Raw genomic sequence first — 20,955 nt, 5'->3', positions numbered from 1 at the left:
TATGTCTATTCGGTGGCGGCTGACAGCCTGGTATTCGAGCATCTTGGCTATAGTACTAGTCATTTTTGGTCTGGTTACTTACGGACTAGTATATTACTACACATATAATGAAGTGAAAAGTCAGCTTATGACTCAGGCGCCACAGATTAACAAGCAATTACGCCTTATTATAAAAGGGGGATTGTTTGAAGTCCCCAACCTGGATTTGGGATTAGAGCAGGGACGTGGAATAGATGATTCACAGCTATATGTACAAATTTACAATTATACGTCTGGTGTAACGAAAACGACTCAAAATATGAAAGACCTCAATATCACCTTCCCTGTTCCCTCCACAGCGGCAGGAGCAGTTCAAAATGAGGGAATTCGACGTGTGAACGTAAATGGGGATTCCTTTATGATTATTCAACAGCCGATCAAATCCGAGGAGTTGGGCTTGGTGGTCGGGCTGCTACAGGTAGGACAATTCACGGGCTCTCAGGACCGACTCATGAACAGGTTACAAAATGTGCTTGTATACGGCTCGTTGTTTGCATTACTCGCTGCTGCGACTTCAGGTCTCTTTCTGGCTCGCAAGTCTATGAAGCCGCTGGTCAAGGTCATTGAGGGGGCCAATCAGATTCAATCCAGTAATGATTTGAGTGTGCGGATTGAATATGACGGACCACCAGATGAAATTGGTCAATTAATCGGGACGGTTAACAACATGCTGGGGCGCACAGAGGTGTTTTACAAGGAGCTGGAAGATGCGTACGGTGCACAGCGCCGTTTTGTGGCTGATGCTTCCCATGAGCTTCGTACGCCGCTAACGACGATCCGTGGCAACGTTGATTTTTTGCTCAAAATGTGGACTACCGAACCAGGAGAGCGACCGAATATGGATGAAGAGATGATTCGCGAGCTTTCTATGGAGGCATTAAATGACATGGCGGATGAAGGCAAACGGATGAGCCGTTTGGTGAGTGATATGTTGTCACTCGCGAGAGCGGACACAGGGAAAACGTTCGATAAGACTCCCGTTGCGCTGGAACCGCTTGTAAGTGAGGTTGCCCGTCGTGCTCAGTTTTTAGAGCGAACGGCCGAATGGAATGTGGGAGATTTTTCGTTGCTGAATGGTATTTATATGGATGGCAGCAAGGATTATTTGCAGCAAATGCTATTCATTTTCATTGATAATGCATTCAAATACACACCTGAGGGCACAGTCCGATTTGATGCCATTGTTTATCAAGGACAGGTGGGCCTACGGATCAGTGATACGGGCATTGGAATGGACAAGAGTGAGGTTCCCTTTATTTTTGACCGCTTTTACCGGGCAGATGAGTCACGCGGGGTGACAGAGGGAATTGGGTTGGGGCTATCTATTGCCAAGTGGATTATTGATGAACATCACGGGTCTGTGGAAGTGGTTACGCGCCAAGGAGAAGGAACGACATTTGTCATCTGGCTTCCGGTCAGCTTTTCCGCGCCTTTGGAATAGGCTATAATAGGAAGGCAACTACATCATAGAATTGGCCGGTAAAGGCTAGGATGCCCACAGCTACCGAGTTATTGGAGCTGTATACTGTGTCGAAGAAAGCGGGGGCTCATTTTGGAAGTACTCAGAATTTCGCCCCGGGGTTACTGCTACGGCGTAGTCGATGCCATGGTATTGGCTCGTCAGGCAGCCAGAAATCTGGACTTACCCCGGCCTATTTATATATTGGGCATGATTGTGCATAACAGTCATGTCACCAATTCCTTTGAAGACGAAGGGATTATTACACTGGACGGCCCGAACCGTATGGAGATTTTAAGCCAGGTAGAGAGCGGCACTGTTATCTTCACTGCTCATGGCGTATCACCAGAGGTTCGCAAGCTGGCACGAGACAAGGGGCTGACTACGGTAGACGCGACTTGCCCTGACGTCACAAAGACGCATGATCTGATTCGGGAGAAGTCTGCCGAAGGCTATCAGATTGTTTATATTGGCAAAAAGAATCATCCAGAGCCAGAGGGAGCTATTGGTATTGCTCCTGACCATGTTCATCTGATTGAAAAGGAAGAAGAGATCGACAGTCTTACGTTACCAGCTGGCAAAATCCTTATCACGAATCAGACGACCATGAGTCAATGGGACATCAAGCACATTATGAAGAAGCTGCTGGAGAAGTTCCCGGGTGCTGAGATACACAATGAAATCTGTTTGGCGACACAGGTACGTCAGGAAGCGGTAGCTGAGCAGGCTGGACAGGCGGATCTGGTGATCGTTGTCGGTGATCCGCGCAGTAACAATTCAAACCGATTAGCTCAGGTTTCGGAGGAAATTGCTGGTACAACAGCTTATCGTATTTCTGATGTAACCGAGCTGAAGAGGGAGTGGCTTGAGGGCGTAGCCAAAGTGGCTGTGACTTCTGGGGCTTCAACGCCGACACTGATTACCAAAGAGGTTATTACGTATTTGGAGCAGTATGATGCGGCTAACCCGGACACGTGGGAGATTCAGCGAACCATAGATATGAAAAAACTGCTGCCTCCTGTACGAGAGAAGTCAAAAACAACGAAATAGTATGTGATTGATTACAGCCGTTATTCGGATATAACCATCCGGATAGCGGCTTTTCAAATTGTTTTATTTATAGATATTATTCGGTAAGCTTCACTAAGTTAGAATATTGAATAATTCGGGATAATTAAACCTTGACGAGTATAGCTAAAACAGGTATAGTTGCTTTAACGAATAAAAGCTTAAAAGCGAACAAGCGTCTAAGTGTCATAATATCAACCTATAAGTTGGTTTATAAAATATGTTTCATAGAGAGGAAGAAAAAAATGATCGTTATCGCTGGTGTTCAAACACCTGAAGAGCATATTCAAGCCATTGTTGAAGTTATTGAGAAAGAAGGATTGCAGGCTCATGTATCAAGGGGATCGGATCGCACGATCATCGGACTGATCGGTAGCGTAGAGCCCAAGCTGGCTGAACATCTGCGTCAAATGAAAGGCGTAGAAAATGTGGTTAAAATATCGAAGTCCTATAAATTGGCCAGCCGTGATTTTCATCCGGAAAATACGGTTATCTCTATTAAAGGTGTAAATATCGGCGGGGGCGAGCTTGTCATTATGGGTGGACCATGTGCCGTTGAATCTGCTGCACAGATAGATGAAATTGCCGGATTGGTCAAAGCAGCAGGTGCGCAAGTTCTCCGTGGAGGTGCTTTTAAGCCGCGTACAGGGCCTTACAGCTTCCAGGGAACTGGTGTAGAAGGTTTGATCATGATGGCTGAGGCAGGCCAAAAGCACGACCTCCTGACCATTACAGAGGTTATGACACCTGAATACGTAGACATTTGTGCGGAATATGCCGATATCCTGCAAGTAGGTACACGTAATATGCAAAACTTCGATCTGCTGCGCAAGTTGGGTACTTGCGGCAAGCCAGTGTTGCTCAAACGCGGTTTTAGCTCGACTTATGACGAGTTCTTGAATGCTGCCGAGTACATCTTGGCAGGTGGAAATCCGAATGTTATGCTGTGTGAGCGCGGTATCCGCACATTTGAAACCTACACCAGAAATACACTCGATTTGTCTGCGATCCCTGTGTTGCAACAGTTGAGCCATTTGCCGGTTATTTCTGATCCTAGCCATGGCACGGGTAGACGTGAATTGGTTGTTCCTATGACGAAGGCTTCGGTCGCTGCCGGAGCGGACGGACTAATTATTGAAATGCATACAGATCCCGACAACTCGATGACGGGTGACGGCGTACAATCCCTGTTCCCAGATCAATTTTCAGATTTGCTGAAAGATTTGGAAATATTGGCTCCTGCTGTGGGGAAAACATTTCACACGCCTACTACCATTGCTTAAAGCCAATGTTTAACATTAATGCATAAAAGTTTTGCTGCAACGCAGTAATGAGATTTAAATTGCCTAAAAGCCCGATGTTTCGGGCTTTTTGTGCTATTCAAATGTTATCAAGGGCGTAAGCATATCTAACATTAGTTTAAAAAATACCTTACATAGCTATTGACCCGTGTCATGTTTGAGATTTATAATGACGACAGAAAAAAACATTCGATCATGAACATTTCAGGGTTGTATAAGACTTAATGTTCGGAAAAATTGGGAGGAAGAAGACATGTCCGTTGAAAACGTATTGAAAACAATTCAGGAAAATAATATTGAGTGGGTAGATTTTCGTTTTGTAGATTTGTCTGGTCGTGCTCACCATATTTCATTGCCAGCTTCCGAAGTAGATGCAGAAACATTTGTTAACGGTGTTGCTTTCGACGGTTCTTCCATTCCCGGCTATCGTGGCATCGAGGAATCCGACATGGTTATGCTGCCCGATCCAGAAGCGGTTTTTATCGACCCTTTCACTCAGCATCCTACACTGAATATTCTGTGTGACATTGCTACGCCAGATGGCGAAAAATACGACCGCGATCCTCGCGGCATTGCAAAAAAAGCGGAGGCATTTCTGCAATCCGCAGGAGTGGGTACAGCAGCATTTTTTGCACCTGAGTCCGAGTTTTTCATCTTTGATGATGTTCGCTACGAAAGCGGCATGAATAGCTCCTCCTTCTTCGTGGATTCCGAGGAAGCAGCTTGGAACACGAACCGTAAAGAAGAAGGCGGCAACCTGGGCTTTAAAGTGGGAGTGAAGGGCGGTTATGTACCTGTAGCGCCAGTAGACACCCAACAAGATATCCGTAGTGAAATGTGCCGTTTGCTTGAAGAAGCAGGTCTGAGAATTGAGCGCCATCACCATGAGGTAGCTACGGCAGGCCAAGCGGAAATCAACTTCCGTTTTGACACACTCAAGAAAACAGCAGATAACCTGCTCGTTTATAAATACATTGTACACAACACAGCTCGTCAATATGGTAAAGTGGCAACATTTATGCCGAAACCAATCTTCGGAGACAACGGAAGCGGTATGCACGTTCACCAATCCATTTTCGATGGAGACACTCCTTTGTTCTACGAAAAAGGTGCTTATGCTAATCTGAGCGAAATGGCTCTTCATTACATTGGCGGTATTCTGTACCATGCACCTGCGTTGATCGCTTTGACAAATCCAAGCACAAACTCGTTCAAACGTCTCGTTCCTGGCTACGAAGCACCAGTTAACCTGGTATTCTCCAAAGGTAACCGTTCTGCGGCTGTACGTATTCCAGTAGCGGCTGTTACTCCAAAAGGCTGTCGGATCGAGTTCCGTACACCAGACTCCACTGCTAACCCTTACCTTGCCTTCTCAGCGATGCTGATGGCGGGTCTGGATGGTATCAAGCGCAAATTGAACCCAATCGAATTGGGCTATGGTCCACTTGACACCAACATCTACGAACTGTCTGACGCTGAAAAAGGTAAAATCCGTAGCGTACCTGGTTCATTGGATGAGGCTCTGGACGCTCTGGAAGCTGACTACGAATTCTTGACTGAGGGCGGCGTATTTACGAAGGACTTTATTGATAACTATGTAGAGTTCAAACGTTCTGAAGCTAAATCGGTGAACATCCGTGTTCATCCACACGAATATAGCCTGTATTTTGACTGCTAATAAGTCGATAGCACAGCTGCTTTGAATAACAAGCATTAGCTTACGGGTAACAGTTGTTATTCAAGATAGGTCTCCGGTCTTATGCCGGGGACCTTTTAATATTAAAGTGAAAATCACAGAATAAAGATGTTAAATATGTTGACATTCACAACTTTGTCACATCATAAATGAAATTGAAAACATTTTTATACAAGTCTTGAACGCATTTATGAATACTGCTATCATAGCGATAATATCCACACCAGAGTAGAGAAGGGATGGGAATTTGTTGAGTAAGAGAGCCTACAATTTTAATGCAGGACCAGCGGCATTGCCGCTCAAAGTACTAGAACGTGTACAAGCTGAATTCGTAGATTTCCAGGGAACAGGGATGTCGATCATGGAAATGTCTCACCGTGGCGCTGTGTATGAATCTGTTCATAATGAGGCGCAGGAACGCCTGTTATCTCTGCTGGGCAATCCACAAGGCTACAAGGTGTTATTCCTACAAGGGGGCGCAAGTACGCAGTTTGCAATGCTGCCTTTAAATTTCTTGCGCGAAGGACAGACTGGGAGCTATGTAATGACAGGTAGCTGGTCGGACAAGGCATATAAAGAAGCCAAGCTACTGGGCAAGGCTCATATTGCTGCATCCTCCGCTGATGAGAAGTACATGCGTCTTCCGAATGTGGATTCCTTGGACTTGCCTGAGAATACTGCTTATGTGCATATGACGTCCAACGAAACGATTGAAGGTACACAATTTAAGCAATTCCCGGATACGGGTTCCGTACCCTTGATTGTGGACATGTCCAGTGATATTTTTTGCAAGCCTTTTGATGTTACTCAATTTGGATTGATTTATGCTGGCGCACAAAAAAATCTGGGACCTTCTGGTGTGACGGTCGTGATTGCCCGTGAAGAGTTGCTGACTTCCTCACCGGACAATATTCCTACGATGTTGCGTTATAGCACATATGAAAAAAATAACTCTCTCTACAATACTCCCCCATCCTTTGCCATATACATGGTGAATGAAGTGCTGAAATGGATTCAGGAAGAAGGCGGTTTGGAAGGCATTGAGCGTGTGAACCAGCAGAAAGCTGCTTTGCTATACGACCGTATTGACGGTAGCGAAGGCTTCTATCGTGGTTGTGTGGACAGCGCTGATCGCTCTATCATGAATGTAACCTTCCGCCTCGCAAACGAGGATCTGGAAAAACAATTTATTAAGGAATCCGAACAGGCCGGGTTCATCGGACTGAAGGGGCATCGCAGTGTAGGAGGGCTTCGCGCCTCGATCTACAATGCTGTTCCGCTGGAGAACTGTCAAGCATTAGCCGAGTTTATGGACGGATTCAAGCAACGTAACAGTTGATTACGCGGACATATATTTCGATACACGATATTTGAATCGAAAAAGTAAATGTAGAGCCTTCCCTGAATGTGTATAGGGGAAGGCTTTTAATGGTGTGGGTTGAAATTTTTGTCGTTTGATGTTCATATCTGTCTGATTTTGTTAAAATAAAAGAATGTGTATGTTTTCAATGTATACACTTTGGTTAAACTGTAGGTTATTTGTCTGATGAATTTAATGATGAAGGGAACGAAATGTGATGCCATTACATATTGTGCTTGTCGAGCCGGAAATCCCGGCTAACACAGGGAATATTGCCAGAACGTGTGCTGCAACCGGAACTCATCTGCATCTGGTGAAGCCACTGGGCTTCCGTACCGACGATGCCACGTTAAAACGGGCTGGGCTTGATTATTGGTATGCTGTCCACATTGAATATCACGAGTCTTTTGCTGAAGTGCAGGAGAAATATCAGGAAGGTCGCTTTTTTTATGCGACGACCAAAGCGAATCAGCGATATAGTGATATTGCATTTCAGGATGGAGACTTCTTGGTATTTGGTAAAGAGACGAAAGGTTTACCTCCAGAGCTGCTGGCTGCTAATCCAGATACATGTATCAAGATGCCTATGTCTGATAAAGTAAGATCTCTAAACTTGTCGAATTCTGCTGCGATTATTGTATATGAAGCGCTGAGACAAATGGATTTTCCAGGTTTATCATAAAGAACATCGAGTGAACAAGTATAAATGCGAATAAAGAACCAGGACCTTAGTTGGTAATAAAAGTTTCCCTATATTGCTCAAATCAATATGATAGTGGAACTTAAATAAAGGTTGTATGGTCAAAAATTTGCGAAATTTCTCAGCGAGGGCTAATGATAATTGGCTTTCCGGTCGATAAAAATATTATAGACATTCTGTACCATACTTTGATATGGTTCATGATTTTATGAAAAAATGTAATAAAATTTCCTGTGATCAGCAGGATTCGACAAAAAGACAGCGAATACTACATAAAGAATAGTGTCTTTGTACCTAGTTTTTCGCATGGTAAGAAATTTGTAAGTTATTACTCAATAGGAGAGGTGTACGATCACGATGAAACCTGCCGGTGTGGTACGTAAAGTTGATCAGCTGGGGAGAATAGTTTTGCCTAAGTCACTGCGTAAAAGATACCAAATGAATGAGGGAGATCCTGTCGAAATTTTGGTGCAGGGTGACCACATTATTTTGGAGCGTTATCGTCCAAAATGTGTATTCTGCGGGTCAGTAGAACAAGTGAACGATTTCAAAGACCGTTATATTTGTGCTCAATGCCTGACAGAAATGACACAGTATTCCTCCTAAATGAGGCAAAAGCATCACGACATTCGTTCGTGATGCTTTTTTTCGGATAGAGCCGTACGTCGGCAAGCATATTTAATTTGTTAGCAGACTACACATAGCTATTTATAGAACAAAAAATGAGTAGGGACTGGACGCAAATTACCATCTGACGGTTTGTTTACGACTCGACCGTTAAGTATAAGCGACGAGGAACCGCCTCCGTCCAAATTATAGGCATCTTGAACACCTAGATTGTACATTTTTCCTTGCAGTTCTTCGAGCGTCGCGCCCGAACCCCCGCTTTCATTGTAGCCGTCTACGACAATAATGAGCAACTGATCATCTTTATAGTTGCCAATGACCGTACGTGGGGCCCGCTTGGGGGAGACTTTCCATTTGTCAGGAATAGGCATTTTTTGTCCCCTTTGCAGCAGGACGGGAACGAAGGTAGCACCAAAGGCAGGCTTTAAGCTGTCAAGAGCACCTTGACTGTAAAATTTGCCACCGATAAGCTTGCCATCGTTACTCAGTCCGACGAAGGACAAATCCTTAAAACTGGACTGAAAGCCAGTAAGGTAGTGGCCGTTCAAGACAGTAGTGCTTAATGGATAGCGTTTGCCGTCTCCATCCGCAAAGCCGCCTGCATTGATGCCTGCAATAGCTCCGTGTCTCAAGACTGCACGCATGGTGGTTTCGGAGCCACCCAATTTGTCACTTCCCAAAGACATTTTCATAGCAGTAGGATCTTTAAGTTTGACCTTCATAGCGTAGCCATGATAAATTCCCGGGTTTACCTTAAATAATTCAATGGTAATCCGATTGCTATCTACCCGCTCATAGGGAACCCCCAGTTTGGCGGTGATGCGTCGATCATAGATGATCGCGGGCCGCTTGGACTGCGTAGAGGCAGTCACGACTAGCTGATTCATCGTTTGAGTCGTTTGCTTGTATAGCTCAGAAGTCCGGCGAATTGTAGACAAGGTGTATGTTGCCGTTTGCTTGGCTTCATCAAGCTGCTTCCCTACTGATTGCATTTGTAGAGTGACTTCAGCTTTTTGTAGACTCAAAGAAGTAGACCCAGGAAAGCTCAATGAGGGATGCACTAACAAAATATACCCCAACAAACCGATAAAAGGAGCAAGGGCCAACATAAAGAACCGGTTCACTTGTTTTGCGTCTACATTCATTTTAGCAAGTCCATTTTTTTCTGAAGTGTATTGAGTTGCTGTTTGACTTCATTTAATTGGGTATACAGTTTATTGCTGTTATCGGTCTTATTGTTTGCATTATCCTTCGTAAAGGTCAGTAGTTCATTGAAGGACTGGACTTTTCCCTGCAATCCGCTAACTTCCTTGGAAAGAGCAGTCAGTTGCTTTTCATAGTCAGATTTGAGTGCTTGAATCTGTTGGTCTGTATGGGTTTGCATCTCGTTTAGCATTTGCTGCTTCAAGTGATTGCTATACAGATAGGTTGCGAGAGCACCTAGTATAATAAGAATGAACCAAAATAGCAGAAAAGCCTTTACGGGTAACCCCTTTCTTGAATTGCTCCGCCGAGCTTCGGTAGGAGGACGTTCAGGTGAAGCTTGCATACGATTTTCAACTCCCGTGTAAAGTCAAATTTCCAGTCTTTATTTGCAGTACCAATTCTATCATGGGCCTATTTATTTCGCAAAAGCGAAATAGTCATATAAAAATATTGGAAAAAGAGATTGCATCGGAAGGAAGTCCTAGGATACAATTTCCTTAAACGTTTTTCGCTTCCTATACGTTCACATTCGCGCAATTTCTACATATGGAATCCTAAATTTTAGAATTATTTTCACTACTAACTATGTATTTTTTTGTAAACTCAGGAGGTTTAGATATGAGAAAAGTATGGCAGGTGGTCATCATAGATATCCATCCTACAAGTATGCTGGGAACAAAGCTTATTTTGGAAGACCAGCAGGATTTGCTTGTCAGAGGAATGTCTTCCTCCGGAACGGAAGGCTTGGAACTGGCTTGCTCCATTCGACCGGAAATCATTTTAATGGACTACAGGTTGCCTGAGGGAACGGCGGAACCATTTTTGACACAAATGCGGGCCTTGTCTCCGGACAGCCATATTGTTATTATGACGGATGAGGATAATATTACGTTGTTTCAGCAGCTAATTTCGCTTGGAGCAAATGGAATGCTATCCAAGCAGGCATCACCGAGCCAGTTGATCCATCTGATCAACGGTTTACGCGAAGGATTTGCTTCTTTACCAATGGACTGGATTCGGTGTGGAAACTGGCCCTTTATGCCGTTAATGGCATCCGAGCCTTTTGACGAATTGACACAAACCGAAGTGTTTATTATGGAACGTATTGTACAAGGTATTACATATGACAAAATTGCTATCGAGATCGAAGTTAGCCGGCGCTCCATTGATAATTATCTACGTAAAATTTATGCAAAATTAGGCGTGTCCAGCCGGGCGCAGGCGATTGAACGTTATGCCTTATATGCGCGTCAGATGAAGCAGCTATATGCCTGACGCGTCAGCCCGGAGATCATGACCTATTTTTCAGGAGAAGGAGGATGTTCATGCAATATTCCTTTGCTTCACGAACGGCTGCGATGTTGGCTTCTCCAGTGCGTCATATCCGGGAAAATGCGAGAAGACACTCCTTTATATCTCTGGCTGAAGAACTACCTGCACAAGAGCTGTTTCCGGTGAAGCTGCTGGAAGAAGCGGCCCATGATGTGTTTGGCTCCGGCCCTGACGCCCTCCAGTATGGTGAACCGGAGGGCTATTTCCCTTTGCGAGCATGGCTTGCAGGAGAGTGGGAACAGCGTAAAGGAGTAAGAGTACCACCAGGTCAAATCCTCCTCACGACAGGCAGTCAGCAGGCCATTGACCTGATCATAAGGCTGATGGTGGATGAGCGTGATCCGGTATTGGTCGAAAACCCTACGTCTCCTGGATGTTTACAAGTGCTATCTATGCAGGGTGCGCAAATCGTTCCTGTAGAATCAGATGGGGAAGGTGTCATTCCTGATAAGCTTGAAGCTTTAATGATCCGTTATCGACCCAAGCTTTTTTTTGCCACGCCGACGTTTACGAATCCGACGGGCTCCTTATGGAGCGCGGCTAGGCGGCAGGAAATTTTGGACCTGTGCAGGCATCATGAGGTGCTAGTAGTTGAGGATGATTCTTATGGTGAATTGCATTTCAAGCAAAAAAATGAGTTCCATGACAAGAGTCCGCATGGTCAGAGTCGAAAATTTGCAGAGACTTACCCCTCTCTATTTGCGCTGGATCATGCGGGTCAGGGCGGCCAAGTGCTCTATATCGGTTCGTTCAATAAAACAGTTGCTCCTGCGCTGAGAACGGGTTGGGCTGCTGGTCCTGCGCCGCTGATTGAAGGAATGTACGCTTTGAAGCAGCTGGCTGATATGCAATCCAGTACGATGAACCAACGGCTGCTGTTCCAATTGCTGACCAGCTCACGTTTTCAATGGCACGAGCACTTAGCGATGCTGAACAAAGAATATTCGACTCGACTTCAATTAATCTTGGAGCTGCTCAAGCGCCCGTTTTGGAAAGACGTGACGTATCATATTCCGTCCGGTGGCATGTATGTATGGGTGCAGTTGCCCGATGGGCTGGACAGCGCATTGCTGCTAAAGGCGGCGTTACCCAAAGGCGTAGCCTTTATGCCAGGGGCGCTATGTGCGGTTGGCAGTGAAGGCGCGTCCCATATTCGCCTCAATTTTAGCCATCCGGGCCGTGAGCAATTGCTTATGGGCATGAATCTGATCGGTGAGACGATTAGTGAATTTACTGCGCGGAGCTAGCAAAAACCATCGCCCCATGTCAGTCATCCTCCGCTTCCACAACAACGGTGGAGTAAGTGATTGGCGCTTCCGCAATCTGGAGCTGTCCACTGTCCTCGTCAAGCTCTGCGTCTATTTCAGCGGCCGTTTTAATGCCATGCTCTTGCAGTACTGCCGCATACTCGTTCAGGGCAGCTTCGCCAAACGGAGTCAGTCGATAGCGGCCGCGGGATACGCGCTCAAACCAGCCGTAGTAGTTGTGCTGAAGTACGGAAGCAGCTGTGCTGACGGCTGCTATGCGGGCGAGCTGAGCCGGGGCAGCTTCCCCCAAGCCCTGCAAGGCTGCGGCTACGCGCAGCGCTTTTTCCCGGTAGGCAGTGACCAGCTTGCGTCGGGTGCTGCCGCCGGTATTGTGGTCACCGCTGCGTGCGTGAAATTCCCGCAGCAGCTTTTCCTTGCGCGAGCCGTGGCGTACCGTTGCTGCATTGTGGACATTGTCGCTAGGCGCCGCAGGCTTACACAGTACCTCAACGAGCGGCGACTTAGTTTTGAAATGGGTGACGGTGAGCAAGCCAAGTCCCAACTGGCGGCACAGTCCGACCAGTTCGTTCCAGCGCTGATTCACGGCTCCTTTTTTTGCACGATTTCGTTCTACAGCTACATATACATTGCTGCTTAATTTCAAACGCTGCATGCCTTGCAGCACAAGCGCCAGGTTAAACGTCTTTTTGATCTCCACAATCAGTGGTGTCTGTTGCCCTGGCTTGATACCCACCAAATCGCAGTTACGCACCTCTCCTTTGACTTCATATCCCAAGTTCTCAAAAAAGGCTTTCACCGGAGCGTACAGCTCCGTCTCATGCCGAACCGCCATGACTTCTCCCGCTCCTTTATCCCATTATTCCGAGCTTATATTGTATCATAATGCGTCAGGTCCGCGTTGTTGTTGTATATTTTAGCACAGTGTATCCCTTGGTTTTTTCGAAAAAGCAGAGAGACCTGTCACAAAAAATAGGTCAATTCTGAAATCAATCTGCATAGGTATGTATTACACTTTTTTTAAGGGGATTGCATCATATCCTGAAAGGCGTGACGAGTGTAGCCATAATCATCAGGAGTGGAGGATAGTCATTACGCAGTCATGGGAGGAACCGAGCATGAATATTTTTGAACGCGTTGCGGAGTACCGGGCGGAAAACAACCGTCTGGCCTGGAGCGGCACTTTTAGAGAGTATATTGAGATACTCAAGAAAGACCCGACGCCGGCGATGACAGCTCATGCACGGGTTTACAAGATGATTGAATCTTTTGGTGTAGAAGAGGTTGGGGGACATAAGCGATACAAATTTTTTGAGCAGGAGATCTTTGGACTGGATCGAGCGCTGGAAAAGTTGGTGGAGGAATATTTCCATTCCTCAGCCAGGCGGCTCGATGTTCGCAAGCGTATCCTTCTTTTGATGGGACCCGTCAGTGGGGGGAAATCGACACTGGTCACGTTGCTAAAACGTGGTCTGGAGAAATTTTCAAGAACGGATCAGGGAGCCGTCTACGCGATTGAAGGCTGCCCCATGCACGAGGACCCGCTTCATCTGATTCCCCATGAGCTACGTCCCGATTTTGAAAAGGAGCTGGGTGTACGGATTGAAGGTAATCTCTGCCCATCCTGCCAGATGAGATTGCGCACGGAATTTGATGGTGATATTGAAAAGGTCCGCGTGGAGCGGGTATTTATATCAGAAGAAAACCGGATTGGTATTGGTACGTTCAGCCCTTCTGATCCGAAGTCACAGGATATTGCTGATTTGACGGGCAGCATCGACTTTTCCACGATTACAGAGTATGGTTCGGAATCCGATCCGCGTGCGTATCGGTTTGACGGAGAATTGAACAAAGCAAATCGTGGACTGATGGAGTTTCAGGAAATGCTGAAATGCGATGAGAAGTTTTTGTGGAATTTGCTTTCTCTGACCCAAGAGGGAAATTTTAAGGCTGGGCGGTTTGCGCTCATCAGTGCAGATGAATTGATCGTGGCTCACACCAATGAATCCGAGTATAAAAGCTTTATTGCAAACAAAAAGAACGAGGCGTTGCAATCCCGGATGATTGTAATGCCGATTCCTTATAACCTGAAAGTATCTGAGGAAGAAAAGATTTACGCCAAGCTCATTGATCAAAGTGATATGAGACATATCCACATTGCGCCTCATGCGCTGCGAACGGCTGCCATTTTCTCAGTGCTTACCCGCTTGAAGGAGACGAAGAAACAGGGGATGGATCTGGTCAAAAAGATGCGCATGTATGACGGTGAAGAGGTCGAAGGATACAAGGAAGCCGATCTGAAAGAAATGCAAAGTGAGTTTCTGGAGGAAGGCATGTCCGGGGTAGATCCGCGGTACGTCATTAATCGTATTTCTAGTGCATTGATTAAGCAAAATGTGGAATCCATCAGTGCCCTGGACATTTTACGAGCAATTAAGGATGGTCTGGATCAACATGCCTCCATCACAAAGGAAGAACGGGAGCGCTATCTGAATTTCATTTCCGTGGCTCGTAAGGAATATGACGAATTGGCGAAAAAAGAAGTGCAGAAGGCCTTTGTGTACTCTTTCGAGGAATCAGCGAAGACGCTGTTTGACAACTATTTGGATAACATCGAAGCTTTTTGCAATTGGGCGAAAATTCGCGATCCGCTCACAGATGAGGAACTCGACCCGGATGAGCGGCTCATGCGCTCTATTGAGGAGCAAATCGGGGTATCCGAAAATGCGAAAAAAGCGTTCCGTGAAGAAATATTAATCCGTATTTCCGCGTATTCTCGCAAGGGACGGAAGTTTGAGTATCATCATCATGATCGGCTGCGAGAAGCCATTGAGAAGAAGCTGTTCGCCGATTTGAAGGATATTGTGAAGATTACGACTTCGACCAAAACGCCTGACGCTAATCAGCTCAAACGGATGAATGAGGTGATTAAGCGACTGATTGAGGAGCATGGCTACACAGGAGCCAGCGCCAACGATCTGTTGAGGTATGTAGGTAGCCTCCTGAATCGGTAAGACGAAATAATAAACAAGTACAGTATGGTGAAACCATGGGTTGATCTGGATGGTGCCACACGGTTGTGAGGTATCCAATGAACGTGTTTCGTAGAGGGGATTCGGCAAGCACAGGGAATTTCAGGTGCTGCCGGATTCTTTTTTTGTATAATCGAGAAGTTGATTTTATATATTTTTTTCTGAAATTGCTATGAAAAAAATCATAATCAATCTTCTGCTTTTTTAACATTTTCTAAAAAGTTGCCGATAAATATGGTAATGTAAAATCTATGTAAACTATTATTATTTGGAGGAACTTATGATTCATGTCGCGGAGAGTAGATTAAAACAGATACAATATATTGGTATTACTGATGATGATTTGGCTTTATTGCATCATTATCAGGGACTATTCCAATCTATTGTGAATGAGGTGGTCGATCGGTTTTATGAGCATGTAGAAAAGGTTCCGCATCTCATGTCGATTATTTCCAAATGGTCGAATATTGAGCGACTAAAACAAACACAACGTGAATACTGGCTTTCTCTCGCAGATGGAAAAATAGATGATCAGTTTATCGAACACCGTCTTTTTGTGGGGCAGGTACATTCCCGAATCGGATTGTCTTCTGATTATTATTTGGGCACGTACATTGCTTATCTTGATATTGCAGTCGACATTTTAAAGCGTTCGGGGATAGAGGACTGGTTTTCTATTGTGCATGCTCTTTCCAAAATGTTCAACCTGGATTCCCAGCTTGTACTGGAAGCTTATCAGGAAAAGGAAAAGGAACAAATCAACGAGCTGGCCGACGAACAAACGCAGATGCTGACCGTTGTGTCCCGAATTGCGCAAAATTTGACCGGGATGATTGCTGAGCTTAGGGAAAATACGGATAATATCGCGGAGAGTGCCTGCAACACTGCTTCTTCTCAGGAACATACAGAGGAATTGGTACAGCATTTGAGTGACGAGATCAAGCATATTGAGCAGATGAGTGGTACGATCCGGGAACTGTCCAATCAGACTCATCTGCTGGGACTGAATGCGGCGATTGAGGCTGCCCATGCGCAGGAAGCAGGGCGCGGGTTTCAAATTGTGGCACAGGAGGTGCGAAAGCTTGCATCGAATTCAAAGCAAGCACAGGAGCAAATTCAGCGCAAGGTGCTGGATATTGCCCGTATGCTTGACAGTGTGCAATCCGAAACAGCTGCCACAACAGCCAGTGCTCGGCAACAGGCCTCCAGCTCAGAGGAATTGGCTTCGTTTACAAAGCTGATCGAAAACATGGTGAAGGAATTGGAAATGCTGCAGCACTCCTCGGAAATGCTAAAGGTGTAAGATATGGCTTGAAGGCTATCCTTACGTTGGAGGCTTCACTATTGTAACGATTCAGTCATAGACTTTTTCCATTCTATATGATCCGCAAGTACTCTTTTCCATAACTCGTCCCGTTCCTGGCGACTGTAGTTAACGAGCGGCTCGCCAAATACATCTGCCAACACTTCCAGCCACTGCGACTTCTTATCCAGCTCTATTTTTTCCAAACCGTTTAGCCCGCGTTTTTTCCAAATACATCCTCTGAGTTCATTCGCCTCTAATGCTTGCCTTTGCCGAATCAGAAACAGGTTAAACCATGGAGATTCCGGTGAGCGGCTATAGAAATGATGTTTCGGCATAAATTCTTCCAAATCCTGAACAACCGCAGGAGCAAAATCAACGCCAACAAATGAAGCAAGCGAGTCATGCTCTAAGCGCCAACCTTTTGTAACAACCCCGGATTCCATGACTTTATAATGAAGAGGGGCTTGTTCATAAGTCCCCATACGGAGTGGAAGAGGCTCATATGGCATATCGCCCAGCCCAACATCAACAATCCATACTTCATCTTCTTGCTGCTCATTTAGCAAGTTCACTGTTAGTCCAAGATGAAATGAATTAATGCGTGGTTCAGCTCCCAGAGGTTGTACCCCGGCACGATGCAGAGAAACTTTGTACCCTAGTGAATATAGTAGTGCACTAAAGGCACCATTCAGATGAAAACAATAACCACTTCTCCCATGTAGAATGAGTTGAACGGATTCTTGAAAACCAATGGCTGCCGGCTTCCTTGCAAAAATGTCCAATGTTTGCCATGAAAGATGTTTTACATGAGCCTTATGCAGCTCAACTAGATAGGAAAGGGTAGGAGACTGAATTTCGGGAATTCCGATTCTGTTTAAATAAGCTTTTATTTCTTCTTTTGTCATGGTGTACATGTACAATCACCTCTATTGTTAGTTTCCCAAATTCTCTTCTCGAAACCATTGAGCATTGAGTCTTAGCATCATTGTAGAAGGGGGGAGTGCTGTTTACAATGCTATAAATTTTTGGTTGTACCGGTACAGTCAGCAATTCGATTGGCTTTAGCGGCATGCGCTTTTCCTGTAGTTGGTTGTCAGAAAACAAAAAAACAGACCGTTTTATCGGGTCTGTTTTTTTGTTTAGTTCCAAGCTGACAGATTATAATAACGATCTAAGTTCACGTCGGTATTTGTTCAAATGCACGAACGACGGAATGACTCGCTTGGCAGAACGGAAGCCGCCTATTCTGATATTGCGGACCACATGATAGGGAGAGATCAATAGTGCGTGAAGCAGATGCAAATCATGGGTGCTCAATGGACGATATCGTTGATAGTAATCTATCGCGCGCAGCATCTTTGTCCCATTCCAAAGACAATTCCGATGAAGAAGATGGGAGAGATCTTTCATCCTTACATGTAGGGAGCAATTTTCAAAGTCGATCATATGGATTTTGAGCTGTTTGTCTTTAATCAGATTGGGATAATTATAGTCGCCGTGGATAAATGCTGCGGCTTTTTGCTCCTGAGCAATGGCTTCTCTAACTTTGGATTGCTGTAGGCGATTGGACACTTCTTCACAAAGAGCTACGAGATGTGCTGTGCCTCTGTATGGGATGAGGCGTTTTTTGTATCCAGCTATTTCATCGCTCAAGCCTTCATAACGGATTCTGGATGGCGGAGCTTCAGTGACAGGAAAGCCCACGGCACTGGAATGGAATTTGGCTAACGTAGCAATTCCCTTTTTGAAGTCTATTCTTTTTGTGAATTCTGGTCTGAGTCCATGAACCCAATTGGTTAATGTATACGAAACACCTTCATAGGTCATGTAAGCCATTTGTTGTACTGTTGGATAGACCTTTTGGCTGCGTGTAAACCCGCGCTCATCCAAGTAGGACAAGACACGTGTAATAAAACGGATCTCTTCTTCCGGGAATTTATAGGGTTTTAAGCAATAAGTCGTATTAGCGGTCTCAATCTTGTGAATGTCCTTCATTTGACGGCTACGCTGAATTTTGATTCCGTACATCTGCTCAACGTTCGATAAAATCGACATTTTGATCCTCACTTTCTTTTATACATGAGCCCACTCCTGCAAAATATGGATGATTTGTAATCGAAGAGGCCACGACTGATTCCAATTGTCCAGGATTTCGCGATCTCTTGAACGATTCGGGTGTCGGGAAGCATGCCAGGCTTCTCGTGGTAGTTTATATAAAGCTGTAACAATCTTCCGTTCAGTACGGCTTAGTGGTTTGCGTTTTTGGTATCCCTTCAGCAAGGATTGCACAAATTCAGGATTGAATTGAGTCGTATTCATAAGGGCCTTTGCCAAATCAGCATAGACTGAGCCGATCTTAACACGATCCCAATCAATGATTTTGAGATGACCGTCATCCGAAATAATGACATTCGGGGTAGTGATATCACTGTGTATCAAGGAGGGATGACGATGTTCCATCCGAAGCAGCCTTATAATGGATGTGTCCTGCAAATCCTTCCATGCTCGCCTGGATAAACGTTTGCAGTCTTCGCCGTGAGCATTGTACCAGTTTCGGTACGTTTTATCATCGCGACTGGTTTTTGTCATTTTTCTTTGAAAAAGACGATCTTGGTTTTTCCATATCCGCAATTGTTGAATGGTCGGAGGGGACTTTCCTTTATCCATCCGATGCAAGCCGGTGGAGGTGGCGTGAAGTGTGGCAAGTGCCCGCCCCAGTTTTTCAAAATCTTCAGCGGTCTCCAGTCCCCGTCCTTTGATCCACTGGCTTACATAAAATGGCGTTCCTTGATGTAGAGTCCATAACTTGCCGGAATGAGTGGGGAGCCATGCGGGCATGTAGGTATACTTTCTCTTTTTCAAAAGCCTTATATGGCGCGCAGCTTGTTCCATCTGTTGAATCGTATTTGAACGGACCATCTTTGTACGACTAAAGGGCTTTAATGCATAAGTTCCTTTTTTCGTTTTCACCTTGATCACTGCATTTTTTCGGTATAATGATGAGACTAAGCTTGATTTTAACGGGATCAGGCCGAAACGACGAGTGATTTTGCGAATCTGTGCTTTAGTATAGGATTTCGCCATAAGAACCTCACTTGACTTTGGATTGAAGAAAAAGGTAATCCTCTGTTAGTTATCAGTCTATTCATGAAGAAATAATAGGTGCAGTTTTATGGAGCCATCTTCGTTCTTTTCCTGTGTCACATTGGTCAAAAAAACGGAGCAGCGAAAGTTCGCTGCTCCGTTTTAATTAGCTCTACATTTAGTTACCCTGATTATGACCTGAGTGATTAATATTCGTTGTCATCATCATCTTCGTCTGTATCCACGATTGCGCCAGATGATGCATGGATTTCAAGCTCAACGGTTCCTTCGTTGGTGAGTACCTTTACCTCGTAGATGAACTGTCCATCTTCCTTATCCAATTTAGAAGACAAAAGGGTACTCCCGGGTACGTGCTTAAGCGCAATTTGTCCAGCCTGTTTTTCAGTCAGGGTGATGTCATTTGGCTTGTTAAGGGAGGACTCGTCATTCGAGTCATGATCAAGCTCAGAATGGGAACGGATGGTTTTCCCAGTATAAGCATCAACATCTATATCCCAATCTTTATCCCCTTGCTGGAGATCCACCTCATAGTAGACTTTTCCGTTCTTGCGCTCCAGTTCGACATCTTCAACTTGTGCATTATTCCCCACAGCCTTCTTGGCAATGTTGGCAGCGGCGGTCGCTCCAATAAGGCCCGTAGGTTTAGCGGCCCATACGGCATTCGCTGAGACACCCGTAACTGTAACTCCAAGCAGAACCGTGGCTGCCATAATTCCTAATGTATAGTTTTTTTTCATTACATCATTCCTCCTTGTGCTATAAGCATGAATACAGCTTATCTCTTGAACATGAGAGGAACATAATAGAATCATGAGAAAACCATGAGAAAACATGATCTGAGATGATCATCAAGTCGTCATGATTCGTTGTGCTCCTGTTTTTCTTTTTCCCACGTTATAGAGTCGATAGAGCCCGATACTGCATTGACCTGTACTACTGCTTCACGCCCATCTTTTACCTCAACCTCAACCAGATAGTAGAGGCCTTTGTCGTTGCGATGAAGCTCAATATCATCGGATGTTCCGTTAACTGCTTTGGCAGCAAGCTTGGCTGCTTCTTTCTCTGTAATAACGAGAGAAACCGGGTCAGGTTTATTAGCTGGATTCGATGTGTCTCTGGTTGGTGAGGTACCCGGCTTGTGATCTTGGGGCTCCTGCTTCGCATCTGTATAAGCCTGTGTCCGCTTAATGGAGTCGATGACACCGTCATAGGCATTGGCTTTTATATCGTACTTCCCTTTGGCGCGTTCCAGCCTGATCAGATAAAAATCACCCAAGCGTTGGGATTCGAGCACCTCGCCGGGATACTGATGCAAAACGGATTGGATGACGGCCTTTTCTTCCAATGGAGAAGCTGCTAACGACCGTGCCCAAGGCCACTGTAAAAGACAAATTGTAATCAATACAGCCGCCAGCGTACCCCCAATCATCCACACATAGATGGCTTTCATCGTTATTCC

Annotated in this window: 19 protein-coding genes; 11 read left to right on the top strand and 8 right to left on the bottom strand. The window is 45.3% G+C overall.

What is annotated here, in order from left to right:
• Window position 1 precedes the first annotated feature (1 nt).
• The 7 genes from C1T21_RS10815 to C1T21_RS10785 all read left to right on the top strand — a co-directional run bounded on the left by C1T21_RS10815 (window position 2) and on the right by C1T21_RS10785 (window position 8,229).
• A complete protein-coding gene (locus tag C1T21_RS10815) occupies window positions 2–1,480 on the top strand; it encodes a sensor histidine kinase (protein WP_061829156.1) in 1,479 nt (492 codons plus the stop codon).
• A gap of 111 nt (window positions 1,481–1,591) precedes the next feature.
• Entirely contained in the window at window positions 1,592–2,548 is a 957-nt protein-coding gene (locus C1T21_RS10810) for a 4-hydroxy-3-methylbut-2-enyl diphosphate reductase (protein WP_013309434.1), read from the top strand.
• 263 nt (window positions 2,549–2,811) lie between these two features.
• The gene (aroF, locus tag C1T21_RS10805; protein ID WP_013309435.1) at window positions 2,812–3,849 is read left to right on the top strand and encodes a 3-deoxy-7-phosphoheptulonate synthase; all 1,038 of its coding nucleotides are present in this window, start codon (window positions 2,812–2,814) and stop codon (window positions 3,847–3,849) included.
• Between the two features lie 271 nt (window positions 3,850–4,120).
• The gene (gene glnA, locus C1T21_RS10800) at window positions 4,121–5,545 is read left to right on the top strand and encodes a type I glutamate--ammonia ligase (RefSeq protein WP_023987803.1); all 1,425 of its coding nucleotides are present in this window, start codon (window positions 4,121–4,123) and stop codon (window positions 5,543–5,545) included.
• Window positions 5,546–5,810: 265 nt separating this feature from the next.
• Entirely contained in the window at window positions 5,811–6,902 is a 1,092-nt protein-coding gene (gene serC, locus C1T21_RS10795; protein WP_103048233.1) for a 3-phosphoserine/phosphohydroxythreonine transaminase, read from the top strand.
• Between the two features lie 238 nt (window positions 6,903–7,140).
• Window positions 7,141–7,605, top strand: a complete 465-nt coding sequence (gene trmL / locus C1T21_RS10790) for a tRNA (uridine(34)/cytosine(34)/5-carboxymethylaminomethyluridine(34)-2'-O)-methyltransferase TrmL (RefSeq protein WP_103048232.1) — start codon at window positions 7,141–7,143, stop codon at window positions 7,603–7,605.
• A 375-nt stretch (window positions 7,606–7,980) separates the two neighbouring features.
• Window positions 7,981–8,229 (top strand): AbrB/MazE/SpoVT family DNA-binding domain-containing protein, encoded by a 249-nt coding sequence (locus C1T21_RS10785; protein WP_013309439.1) that lies wholly within the window; start codon window positions 7,981–7,983, stop codon window positions 8,227–8,229.
• A 98-nt stretch (window positions 8,230–8,327) separates the two neighbouring features.
• Here C1T21_RS10785 and C1T21_RS10780 read toward each other — a convergent pair whose 3' ends face one another.
• Both C1T21_RS10780 and C1T21_RS10775 read right to left on the bottom strand, forming a co-directional pair.
• Window positions 8,328–9,395 (bottom strand): phosphodiester glycosidase family protein, encoded by a 1,068-nt coding sequence (locus tag C1T21_RS10780; protein WP_103048231.1) that lies wholly within the window; start codon window positions 9,393–9,395, stop codon window positions 8,328–8,330.
• On the bottom strand, window positions 9,392–9,799 hold the full coding sequence (locus C1T21_RS10775; protein ID WP_023987807.1) for a hypothetical protein: 408 nt from the start codon (window positions 9,797–9,799) through the stop codon (window positions 9,392–9,394). Before C1T21_RS10775 ends, C1T21_RS10780 begins: the two co-directional genes overlap by 4 nt.
• Window positions 9,800–10,074: 275 nt before the next feature.
• On the opposite strand from C1T21_RS10775, the gene C1T21_RS10770 reads away from it, so the two are divergent.
• Both C1T21_RS10770 and C1T21_RS10765 read left to right on the top strand, forming a co-directional pair.
• The gene (locus C1T21_RS10770) at window positions 10,075–10,731 is read left to right on the top strand and encodes a response regulator transcription factor (RefSeq protein WP_023987808.1); all 657 of its coding nucleotides are present in this window, start codon (window positions 10,075–10,077) and stop codon (window positions 10,729–10,731) included.
• 50 nt (window positions 10,732–10,781) lie between these two features.
• The gene (locus C1T21_RS10765) at window positions 10,782–12,035 is read left to right on the top strand and encodes an aminotransferase-like domain-containing protein (RefSeq protein ID WP_103048230.1); all 1,254 of its coding nucleotides are present in this window, start codon (window positions 10,782–10,784) and stop codon (window positions 12,033–12,035) included.
• A 19-nt stretch (window positions 12,036–12,054) separates the two neighbouring features.
• Here the strand turns inward: C1T21_RS10765 and C1T21_RS10760 are convergent, their stop codons facing one another.
• Window positions 12,055–12,888 (bottom strand): DUF2161 domain-containing phosphodiesterase, encoded by an 834-nt coding sequence (locus C1T21_RS10760; RefSeq protein ID WP_103048229.1) that lies wholly within the window; start codon window positions 12,886–12,888, stop codon window positions 12,055–12,057.
• A 283-nt stretch (window positions 12,889–13,171) separates the two neighbouring features.
• On the opposite strand from C1T21_RS10760, the gene C1T21_RS10755 reads away from it, so the two are divergent.
• Together C1T21_RS10755 and C1T21_RS10750 are read left to right on the top strand one after the other, a co-directional pair.
• Window positions 13,172–15,067, top strand: coding sequence for a PrkA family serine protein kinase (locus C1T21_RS10755; RefSeq protein WP_103048228.1), 1,896 nt, complete (start codon window positions 13,172–13,174; stop codon window positions 15,065–15,067).
• Window positions 15,068–15,365: 298 nt separating this feature from the next.
• Window positions 15,366–16,388 carry a globin-coupled sensor protein gene (locus tag C1T21_RS10750; RefSeq protein WP_103048227.1) on the top strand — a complete coding sequence of 341 codons (1,023 nt, stop codon included), beginning with the start codon at window positions 15,366–15,368 and terminating at the stop codon, window positions 16,386–16,388.
• Between the two features lie 38 nt (window positions 16,389–16,426).
• Here C1T21_RS10750 and C1T21_RS10745 read toward each other — a convergent pair whose 3' ends face one another.
• The 5 genes from C1T21_RS10745 to C1T21_RS10725 all read right to left on the bottom strand — a co-directional run bounded on the left by C1T21_RS10745 (window position 16,427) and on the right by C1T21_RS10725 (window position 20,946).
• Window positions 16,427–17,305, bottom strand: a complete 879-nt coding sequence (locus C1T21_RS10745) for an arylamine N-acetyltransferase family protein (protein ID WP_103048226.1) — start codon at window positions 17,303–17,305, stop codon at window positions 16,427–16,429.
• Window positions 17,306–17,549: 244 nt separating this feature from the next.
• Window positions 17,550–18,446: an aminoglycoside phosphotransferase family protein gene (locus tag C1T21_RS10740; protein WP_103048225.1), complete on the bottom strand. Its 897-nt coding sequence runs from the start codon at window positions 18,444–18,446 to the stop codon at window positions 17,550–17,552.
• Between the two features lie 18 nt (window positions 18,447–18,464).
• On the bottom strand, window positions 18,465–19,475 hold the full coding sequence (locus C1T21_RS10735) for an aminoglycoside phosphotransferase family protein (protein WP_103048224.1): 1,011 nt from the start codon (window positions 19,473–19,475) through the stop codon (window positions 18,465–18,467).
• A gap of 206 nt (window positions 19,476–19,681) precedes the next feature.
• The gene (locus C1T21_RS10730) at window positions 19,682–20,233 is read right to left on the bottom strand and encodes a PepSY domain-containing protein (RefSeq protein ID WP_103048223.1); all 552 of its coding nucleotides are present in this window, start codon (window positions 20,231–20,233) and stop codon (window positions 19,682–19,684) included.
• 119 nt (window positions 20,234–20,352) lie between these two features.
• On the bottom strand, window positions 20,353–20,946 hold the full coding sequence (locus tag C1T21_RS10725; protein ID WP_023987816.1) for a PepSY domain-containing protein: 594 nt from the start codon (window positions 20,944–20,946) through the stop codon (window positions 20,353–20,355).
• Window positions 20,947–20,955 lie beyond the last annotated feature (9 nt).

Source organism: Paenibacillus sp. F4, from assembly GCF_002894905.1.
In the GTDB taxonomy this organism is placed as follows: Bacteria; Bacillota; Bacilli; order Paenibacillales; family Paenibacillaceae; genus Paenibacillus; species Paenibacillus polymyxa_B.
Note: the sequence above shows the minus strand (reverse complement) of the source record. Positions and strands in the feature narration are given on the sequence as shown.

Bases quoted from the DNA above. Each gene is read 5' to 3' on its own strand.
- C1T21_RS10815 (WP_061829156.1), top strand. From the start codon at position 2: ATGTCTATTCGGTGGCGGCTGACAGCCTGGTATTCGAGCATCTTGGCT.
- aroF (WP_013309435.1), top strand. From the start codon at position 2,812: ATGATCGTTATCGCTGGTGTTCAAACACCTGAAGAGCATATTCAAGCC.
- glnA (WP_023987803.1), top strand. From the start codon at position 4,121: ATGTCCGTTGAAAACGTATTGAAAACAATTCAGGAAAATAATATTGAG.
- trmL (WP_103048232.1), top strand. From the start codon at position 7,141: ATGCCATTACATATTGTGCTTGTCGAGCCGGAAATCCCGGCTAACACA.
- C1T21_RS10785 (WP_013309439.1), top strand. From the start codon at position 7,981: ATGAAACCTGCCGGTGTGGTACGTAAAGTTGATCAGCTGGGGAGAATA.
- C1T21_RS10780 (WP_103048231.1), bottom strand. From the start codon at position 9,395: ATGAATGTAGACGCAAAACAAGTGAACCGGTTCTTTATGTTGGCCCTT.
- C1T21_RS10775 (WP_023987807.1), bottom strand. From the start codon at position 9,799: ATGCAAGCTTCACCTGAACGTCCTCCTACCGAAGCTCGGCGGAGCAAT.
- C1T21_RS10770 (WP_023987808.1), top strand. From the start codon at position 10,075: ATGAGAAAAGTATGGCAGGTGGTCATCATAGATATCCATCCTACAAGT.
- C1T21_RS10765 (WP_103048230.1), top strand. From the start codon at position 10,782: ATGCAATATTCCTTTGCTTCACGAACGGCTGCGATGTTGGCTTCTCCA.
- C1T21_RS10760 (WP_103048229.1), bottom strand. From the start codon at position 12,888: ATGGCGGTTCGGCATGAGACGGAGCTGTACGCTCCGGTGAAAGCCTTT.
- C1T21_RS10755 (WP_103048228.1), top strand. From the start codon at position 13,172: ATGAATATTTTTGAACGCGTTGCGGAGTACCGGGCGGAAAACAACCGT.
- C1T21_RS10750 (WP_103048227.1), top strand. From the start codon at position 15,366: ATGATTCATGTCGCGGAGAGTAGATTAAAACAGATACAATATATTGGT.
- C1T21_RS10745 (WP_103048226.1), bottom strand. From the start codon at position 17,305: ATGTACACCATGACAAAAGAAGAAATAAAAGCTTATTTAAACAGAATC.
- C1T21_RS10740 (WP_103048225.1), bottom strand. From the start codon at position 18,446: ATGTCGATTTTATCGAACGTTGAGCAGATGTACGGAATCAAAATTCAG.
- C1T21_RS10735 (WP_103048224.1), bottom strand. From the start codon at position 19,475: ATGGCGAAATCCTATACTAAAGCACAGATTCGCAAAATCACTCGTCGT.
- C1T21_RS10730 (WP_103048223.1), bottom strand. From the start codon at position 20,233: ATGAAAAAAAACTATACATTAGGAATTATGGCAGCCACGGTTCTGCTT.
- C1T21_RS10725 (WP_023987816.1), bottom strand. From the start codon at position 20,946: ATGAAAGCCATCTATGTGTGGATGATTGGGGGTACGCTGGCGGCTGTA.